The following is a 7,909-nucleotide window of genomic DNA, read 5'->3' as shown; positions in this document are numbered from 1 at the left end:
TGTTTTTCTGTCAGGAAAACAATTCGCAGAAACAATTACTTTTAAAATGACTAACCTATCTGTAGAGATCCCAAATCGGCACGAAATAATCTGCCGGATGGAACATCATTTAATTTGCCGGACAACAGTAAAAGTATCCGGTTCCTGGCGATAGTCATAGACTTTGTTGGTATCAAAGTTATACTCCAGCATGGTCGGAAAGTTCGGAGAGAAATCATCATAGGCTCCACCGATCTGTTCAATCTGGCCGCCTGCATGTTTAATATATTTCTCCACGTCAAGGCTTGCATCTTCTGGTACAGTCGCAATCATCTGTTCCAGAATACCCTTAACCTGATCCGGCTCCATATTGGTTACTCGGATATAACTATAATCCCGATCAAATGCTGCTTTTAAAGCCAGTGTTGTACCCGGCAGACTGGGAGTTGCCATATCCATTCGCTCCAAAAGAGCTTTTGCCGCCTGCACTGCTTCGGGATCACGGTCATCGTCGATAAACGACAGAAGGTAATTCCGAATACTGTCTGTCTTGCCGTCCAAAAGCATCGTTTCCGTGTTTCGGATGTTTTCTTCTTTATCTTCAACAGTATCTCTATACTCGTAAGTATCAAAATCCTCGCCAAACTGGTCAAGGTCTGCCGCCAGTGCCCGGATTTCTTCCGGGTCGGCAGGCTTTTGGTCTTTCTGGTTCAACTCAGCCATAGATTACTCCTTTCCCTGTTTTTTGGGTCTGGGCGGCAGCTCAATCTTATAGTTCACATACTTATCTCCGGTATCAGCCAACACCACCACAGCGTCATAAAGAACGCCTTTTTTCTCGCTGAACAAGCCCTTCATCTTGATACGCCCATTCTTTAAGAGAGCCGCCGCCATGGGCTTTGTCAGCTCTTTGTGCTTGGATGTAAAGAACCTGTCGTCCTTCCACATGGAAAACTGGCACTCACGGTTGGTACAGTAAAAATTCTTTTTACCTTCCACCACATCAGAACCGCAACGGGGACACTTGCCAATGACCTCACGTTGCTGGAACATGGCTGTATCGGCTTTGATGGCGCTGTACTGGGCTACCAGTTCAGACACCATGTTTTCAATGCCGCCCAGAAAGGCATCCGCCGTCTGTTCGCCACGCTCCACAGCCTTTAAATCAGCTTCCCACTGGGCGGTCAGGCTGGCGGATTTCACACTCTCAGGCAGAACCACAATCAGGTTAAAACCTTTCTTTGTAGGAAGAAGCTGCCTGCCCTTGCGCTCCAGGAAACCTCCACGCACCAGTTTTTCCAGCACACCGGCACGGGTGGCAGGCGTACCCAGCCCAGTACGTTCTACACCCTCAATTTCCGCAAATTCCTCGGCGCTGGCGTGTTCCATGGCAGACAGCAGAAGATCTTCTGTGAGGATTTGTCAAGGTAGGATGTGGATTATTTCTTTTTGCTGGTACATTCATTCATAATCAGCGTATTCACGCTGTCCGTAAAAGTCCGCTTGGTATTCTGCGGAAAATGCACTCTTACCCGATAAGTGGTATTACCTATCTTTTTCTTGAAATGCTCTGTATTCACTTTCTTGCTTTCTTCCATGTTCTTCTCCCTTCACGCAAAAAGGACAGCTACAAACCATTGCTTGTAAACTGCCCTCTCGCTGTTATAATGACTGTTCATTTTTCTTCCTGCTGTGTATCTGACTGCGTTGATTTTGCTCGGCTTCTCGGGTCATTGCAAGCATTTTACGGTTATGCTCAATAACCTCTGTTGACGCAAGCTCCGTAACCACTCTTGCATAGTCGGGATTGCTCTCCTGCAATCGTTCTTCCAGCTTCGTCTTTTCCGCTGTCCATTTCTTCGGTGTAATCTTCTCATCAGAGGACAGCATTTTCTTTAATTTCGCACGATAACTGTCGTATTCTCTAAGCTCCGTTTCATGCTCCTTATCATATTTACGCTTGGCAAATCCTTTCAGCGAATTACTTGTCTTATGATACACGATATAAGGCTCATACTCGCTGTATGCCACAAGCAACTGCTCCAGTCTTGCTATCTGCTCTGCAATCTGCTGTCGCTCCGCTGACAGCTTCTCATAGGCTGGCTCTCGCTGTTCCTTAAACTCCTGCAACTGCTCAAAGCTCTCAATCTGATTTACCACAACAAAACGCTCCATTCTCTCCTGCTCCTGCAATGCCTGTCTTTGAGAAATCTTCCTCAAATATTTGCTCTTGATTACTGGCAATTCCAGTCTGCCCTTTTTGCCGACAACTGCCCTAATCATATCAAGGACTTCATTTGCAGTATTGCGTACTGCTTCAACTGGCTTGGAATTAACAAGCTTCTGCAACTGTTCCTCTGCTTTTGCCACAAGCATTTTTGCAGTAAGAATAGCCTTATTCTGCTCCATTATCCTGCGGTTGACATTCCCTCTCTCTGTCTGTATTCCTGCCCTTTCCAGCGCACTGGCTTTCTCTCCCAAATGTATCTGTGGTATGGTATCAAGCCCCTGCTCCGCAAATGACCTATGCTCCCAAAAATTCTCCCTTAATCCGTTTTTATCATTGACCGCATTTATGGTGTCAGCTAAATCCTTGCGCCACTTCCTGGCATTCTCCCTGCTGTTCCATCCAGTCACATCCTGCGTGGTGCATTTATATTGCCCATTCTTTTTTCTTATCTTGTTTCCGTCTGCGTCCAGTGCATAAATCTTCTTCTGCTTATCTCCCCATGAACCATCTTCCAAAATCGGGCGCATGGTAAGCATAATATGACAGTGAAGATTGCGCTGGTGCGTATTCGGGTTTTCGGAGTCATGGATGGCAAACTGCGCACACATTCCATCATCCACAAAATTCCTTTTCACATAATCCCTCATTACCTCTATGGCAAGCTCATAACTCCACTCATTCGGCAGATTGATTTTATATGACCTCGCCAGCTGTGCTTTGGCAGATTTACTCTCCCTCATTTCAACGGAGTTCCATAGCACCGATGGGTCTGAATATTCTGCTGGTGCATTGACCGGAAGCATGACCTCATTATGCACCAAATCCTCGGTATACTTCGGGTAATAGGTTGTTCCGTCATATTCAGAGTACATGGTGGTACGGCTGATATATGCAGACTTGTCAACTGCGGATGAACCACCTCTGCACTTTGCACCTCTTCCGATAATGGCAACTCGGGTACTTAGGTTTTTAACTGCCATAGCCACACCTCACTCTCCTGCATAGGCTGTGGCAGACCGATACTGTGGATTGTGCGGTATCGGTTGACTTTGTGGGCAGTGCAGCTCCGCTCTTTGGAGCTTCACTGAACGCAAAGTATGCAAATGGGTAGGTGCGCCCTCTGCACCGAAGGGAAAACGCAGTGTTCCCTTTTGACTGCCTTCGGCAGGCAACAGCTGTCTGCAAGACCCCTCGGAGAGCGCACATACCATCGCAGATGGTATATCTGTGCGCAACGAGAAAATCTCGTTGACTGATCTTAGGCATTTTCACTTTTGCCAGTACCTTCATCCCCTGCCACCTCACTTTCAGCTTTTACAACTGCATTCTCACGCTTGTCAGCACTTTCCTTTTTCACGATTTCAATAATGCGCTGGCACTGCTCCGACTTCATCCCCGAAGCAATAATTCTGTTCAGCTCCTGCTCATCAAACTGATAACACTCTGGGAAATATTTGTGAACAATGCCACCCATCATGTACTTGTGCTGATTTTCCTCTTTTCGCTTCTGCTGACTTGCCTTTCTCTTGGCTTCTGCCAGTCTTGCCTTAGCCTGCTCCACAATCTTCTCTGCTTTTAAAACCTCTGCTGATTTTTCATTGTTCTGTAACATATTTTCAATCTCCTTTTCCTTGATTTTGTATAATAAAAAAGGTGGTCATGGTTTTAATTTCCATGCCACCTTTGGGTGTTCGATATTTAAATAAACTGCTTTATGGAACTGAAAATTTAACCCTACATAAGCGGGAATCTTTTAGCATTACACTCTCCATTCCATCAGCACACAATCTTCCTTTTTCCCCTCGTGTAGCTCATGTTCGGGAAGTTCCTTAATAATTTTAAATCCTGCCTTCTGATATGCTCGTACTGCTCGTAGATTATTTTTTCGTGGGTCAAGAATCACCGCATCGGCATCCATTTCCGTTCGTAGATATTGGCATACTACTCTGCAATATTCTGCACCGATTCCCATATTCCAATATTCCGGCTCACCGATAAATTGGTCCATCGCATAAATCTTTTCTTCCGTCTCATGGTAATTATATTCGTCGAAAAGTTCCCCCTGAATTCTATATATTTGTGCGTAACCGATAGGAATTGTATCATATTCAATGATGACTCGATAAATCTCATCCGCCCATTGCTCTGTATAATGCTCACGAATCGTTTTCTGTGTATGTTTTTTATCTCTACCGTCGTAGAATTCAAGAACACGGTCATCTGTCAGCCATTTTAGCATTAGAACTAAATCATCCTCATTCATCGGGCGAAAGGAAACTCGCTTTTTTTCCAACATAATTCACCTCTTCCATAATATAATTTCACATCATCTTTTCCTGCTAAAATATAAACATCTCTGCTTGTGTTTGTAGCAATTCAGAAACACCCTTAATCAACATTTCCCTATCTTTTCTTTCATAACCATAAATAATTTGGTCTATCGACCAATATACATCATTAAGCTCTGCTTTTCTTTCTGCTACTTCCGGCGCCTTATGCTGATAGTATTTTAATACCTTCCTGCCAAATTCTTTCCCGAAATCATCTGTACTACAATCCAGCAAGCACAAAAAATCATTATCCGGGTCACCTACATTAAAATCGCCAAAATCAATAACTCCAAACAGTCTATTATTTCTAAAAATCATGTTATTTGCACTGAAATCATTATGTACCAAACAAGGGGTATATTTAAATAAAACAGCATTGTTTAATATGTTTTCATATATTGTTTCGATATGTTCCAACATCTCATCAGTTAACAGCTGCTCCTTTTCCAGAATACTTATAAGTAATTTTTTATCTTGCAAAAACTTATCTTTCTTATTCACCAGAGCATCTGAAAACAAACTGACAGAACAATCAATCTCTATGGAATGTAACTCTTTCAAAAACGTCGCTTCATCATATGCAAGGGCATCCTTTTCCTTTTCACTCAACTTATGATACTGCTCATAAGTAATACGTTCCCCTTTAATATATTTCATAATATTAAATCGGTCACTTTGATACACTACCGCAGGGATTTGATAAGATAGCTTACAGTTTTCTAAAAAACGATACAATTCAAACTCTCGTTTCTGAGAAATTCTAACAGAATCTCGTTTAGGAACTTTCACAACATATTGTTCATTACACAAAAAAGTATCACTATCATCGCCGGACGATAAATAACGGAGTTCATTTATTTTTATCTGTTTATTTAAGTGCTCATATATCTCAGCGTCCAAGTTAACCATTTTAGTCTCCTTTACACATACCTTCAGTAGAGAGAATTATATCATTGAACATACATTTTTTCAACGATTTACCTTTGCATATTATACTGTGCCATTTGCCTTCTTTTTTGTTCTCTGTATTTATCATCCAGTTTTCTCGGCTTACGATAACTAACGCATGATTTAGGCATGGAATAGGTCTTATCAATATCTGTTTCGCCTACCAGCTTATAAACCTCTGGGAATGCGATAACTAATGCGTCAAGTTTTCTCATAACTGCCTTATCTCGGGTATAAACAACTGCTGTCTGCTCCCCTGCATTAAAATTGATGACCGTTTCCTGCTCATACTTGGATAAACTGCCCATTAAACCACTCCTTTCTCTCTGACTCGTATTTTGGGCGACTCTAGACTCGTACTTTTGACGGGCAAATAATAAAGCCTGCCTACGGCAGGCGGATAGGATAGGATAAGATAGAGATGGTATATCTCTTTTTTATCTTTTTATTTTATTCTTTTCTTTGGTTCTTTCTTTTCTGCTTTTCTTTTTCTCTTTTTTCTCTAGGAAGAGGAAGAGAAGGAAGGGGAAGGGAAGGTTGCACTGCCGAGACCATCAAAAAAGACATCCGCAACAAACATATTCACTGTCCGTTTTGAATGCCTTTTTATTCTGATTTTGCTCGTTAAATATCGTAGCAAAACCATTCCTTATTATTCACTTGATAATTTCCTCGTCTGCCATTTTCACAATCGCAAATTCACGATAATTATTGCCCTACTGCCTTTGCTTTCTCCGCTTCTATTTCTGCCCACGCTTTCCTCGCTTCTTCTCTTTTTCGTGCCATATATTTGCGGTTGCTTGCTCGCTTTTTCTCCAGTTTTTCCTGCCTTTTAGCTTCTGCCAGCTTCTCTTCTTCCGTCAGCTCCACAACCACTTCGGGAACTACAAATCTGCCGATATAATTCAAATAAATATCTACATCCTGCGTTCTGTTTGCACCACTTCCAACTGCCTTATAAACCATAATTTTATCAACAAATTCGTTCAATATGGCTGGTGTCAGTTCCTCGAATGTCGTATGCTTTTTTACAAGCTCCATGAACACATCCACATCCGTTTTCTTTGCACTCATGCCCTCTAATTCAGCATTATCTCTGTCAATATCCGCTTCTAATGCTTCAAGCTCCAACTCGTAATCACTAAGCATTGCATTGAAGCGTTTATCGTTCAATTTACCGCTGATATTGTCCTCATACAGCTTCCTTATCAGACGATTGATTTCACTCACTCGTTTCTGCTTTTTGGCAAGCCTTTTCTCCAGTCTGACTGATAACTCTCCCTGCTGTTCTTCGGAAATACTACATACCTTTTCCCTAAACTCTGCTTCATTCTCCACTGCATAATCACAAGTTCTTTTTATGGTTTCCAACACAAGCGTTTTCAATGCCTTTGTAGAAATGCTATGGCTGGAACACACTTTCTCATACATCTGTTTTCCCAACGCATTATTAGAACAAGAGTATCTGTCCTCGGGAGCATGATATACCATTTCCCCTGCCTTAAAATAGTTTTTCTTCCATACCCCTTTTGAGTGTCTGTGATTATACATTTTTGCTCCACAATCAGCACAAAACACCTTGCCGGTAAGAGGATTGCTTTCCTCAAATACTCCTATTCTTCTCGGTGTATCTAACAATTTCTGCACTGTTTCCCATGTATGTTTATCAATAATTGGCTCTTGGGTATTTTCAAAGATTACCCACTCGGATGAGTCCACTTTAGTAGGTCGCTTATCCTTGTATGACTCCTTTTTTGTTCTGAAATTGACAGTACAGCCAGTATATTCCATTCTCATCAAAATATCCTTAACTGTAGCACCTCTCCATGCATAGGGATGTTCCATATCGAAAGATTTTGTATTGACTCCCCTGCCACGAATACCCAAATAATACTCGGGTCTTTCCACCTTATCCTCTGCCAGCTCCCTTGCAATCTGATAAGGACCTTTACCATTCAGACACATATTAAATATCCTGCGGACAACCTCGGCAGCTTCATCATCAATTACCCATTTATCGGGATTATCTGCGCTCTTTTTATAACCATAGCAACAACGATTGCTTGTATGCGCCTTGCCACTCATACCTCTTGCCTTAAGCACCGCTGTTATCTTCCTACTGGTATCACGCACATACCACTCGTTCATAATGTTCAAAAATGGGGCAAATTCCGCACTCTCCCTGCGTTCACTATCAACACCATTGGAAATTGCTATAAAATGCACTCCCTTTTCCCGAAACATAACTTCTGTGTAAAATCCTACTTGTAAATAATCTCTACCGATACGGCTCATGTCTCCTTGTGTCAACTAAACACCAAATTTTTTACGGATGCCGGAGGTGATTGTTGGTCCTTCTTCTGAAAGACCGCCTCCGGCATCCGCTTCATGCGAAAGGGGAAACTCACTTGTCAAATTGCCC

At 42.3% G+C, this 7,909-nt stretch carries 9 protein-coding genes; all 9 read right to left on the bottom strand.

Annotated elements, in window-relative coordinates; all coding sequences use genetic code 11:
* Positions 1-105: 105 nt before the first annotated feature.
* Positions 106-702: a hypothetical protein gene (locus FYJ45_RS28480; protein ID WP_154468330.1), complete on the bottom strand. Its 597-nt coding sequence runs from the start codon at positions 700-702 to the stop codon at positions 106-108.
* A 3-nt stretch (positions 703-705) separates the two neighbouring features.
* Positions 706-1,368, bottom strand: a complete 663-nt coding sequence (locus FYJ45_RS28475; RefSeq protein WP_154468329.1) for a DNA topoisomerase — start codon at positions 1,366-1,368, stop codon at positions 706-708.
* A 50-nt stretch (positions 1,369-1,418) separates the two neighbouring features.
* Entirely contained in the window at positions 1,419-1,577 is a 159-nt protein-coding gene (locus FYJ45_RS28470) for a transposon-encoded TnpW family protein (RefSeq protein WP_080630487.1), read from the bottom strand.
* 64 nt (positions 1,578-1,641) lie between these two features.
* A complete protein-coding gene (locus FYJ45_RS28465) occupies positions 1,642-3,189 on the bottom strand; it encodes a MobA/MobL family protein (RefSeq protein WP_016439438.1) in 1,548 nt (515 codons plus the stop codon).
* Between the two features lie 278 nt (positions 3,190-3,467).
* The gene (locus tag FYJ45_RS28460) at positions 3,468-3,821 is read right to left on the bottom strand and encodes a hypothetical protein (protein ID WP_010708501.1); all 354 of its coding nucleotides are present in this window, start codon (positions 3,819-3,821) and stop codon (positions 3,468-3,470) included.
* Between the two features lie 147 nt (positions 3,822-3,968).
* A complete protein-coding gene (aac(6')-Im, locus tag FYJ45_RS28455; protein WP_010708502.1) occupies positions 3,969-4,505 on the bottom strand; it encodes an aminoglycoside N-acetyltransferase AAC(6')-Im in 537 nt (178 codons plus the stop codon).
* A 43-nt stretch (positions 4,506-4,548) separates the two neighbouring features.
* Positions 4,549-5,448: an aminoglycoside O-phosphotransferase APH(2'')-IIa gene (gene aph(2'')-IIa, locus FYJ45_RS28450; RefSeq protein ID WP_016439437.1), complete on the bottom strand. Its 900-nt coding sequence runs from the start codon at positions 5,446-5,448 to the stop codon at positions 4,549-4,551.
* A 68-nt stretch (positions 5,449-5,516) separates the two neighbouring features.
* Positions 5,517-5,795 (bottom strand): hypothetical protein, encoded by a 279-nt coding sequence (locus tag FYJ45_RS28445; RefSeq protein WP_010708504.1) that lies wholly within the window; start codon positions 5,793-5,795, stop codon positions 5,517-5,519.
* A 400-nt stretch (positions 5,796-6,195) separates the two neighbouring features.
* Positions 6,196-7,782 carry a recombinase family protein gene (locus FYJ45_RS28440; RefSeq protein ID WP_235931055.1) on the bottom strand — a complete coding sequence of 529 codons (1,587 nt, stop codon included), beginning with the start codon at positions 7,780-7,782 and terminating at the stop codon, positions 6,196-6,198.
* Positions 7,783-7,909: the final 127 nt, after the last annotated feature.

The sequence above is a fragment of the Eisenbergiella porci genome (assembly GCF_009696275.1).
Lineage (GTDB): Bacteria > Bacillota > Clostridia > Lachnospirales > Lachnospiraceae > Eisenbergiella > Eisenbergiella porci.
This window is presented reverse-complemented; position numbering and strand designations above follow the sequence as displayed.

Excerpts from the sequence above, each read along its gene's own strand:
- FYJ45_RS28470 (WP_080630487.1), bottom strand. The coding sequence starts at position 1,577 with ATGGAAGAAAGCAAGAAAGTGAATACAGAGCATTTCAAGAAAAAGATA.
- FYJ45_RS28480 (WP_154468330.1), bottom strand. The coding sequence starts at position 702 with ATGGCTGAGTTGAACCAGAAAGACCAAAAGCCTGCCGACCCGGAAGAA.
- FYJ45_RS28465 (WP_016439438.1), bottom strand. The coding sequence starts at position 3,189 with ATGGCAGTTAAAAACCTAAGTACCCGAGTTGCCATTATCGGAAGAGGT.
- FYJ45_RS28475 (WP_154468329.1), bottom strand. The coding sequence starts at position 1,368 with ATGGAACACGCCAGCGCCGAGGAATTTGCGGAAATTGAGGGTGTAGAA.
- FYJ45_RS28460 (WP_010708501.1), bottom strand. The coding sequence starts at position 3,821 with ATGTTACAGAACAATGAAAAATCAGCAGAGGTTTTAAAAGCAGAGAAG.
- FYJ45_RS28445 (WP_010708504.1), bottom strand. The coding sequence starts at position 5,795 with ATGGGCAGTTTATCCAAGTATGAGCAGGAAACGGTCATCAATTTTAAT.
- FYJ45_RS28440 (WP_235931055.1), bottom strand. The coding sequence starts at position 7,782 with ATGAGCCGTATCGGTAGAGATTATTTACAAGTAGGATTTTACACAGAA.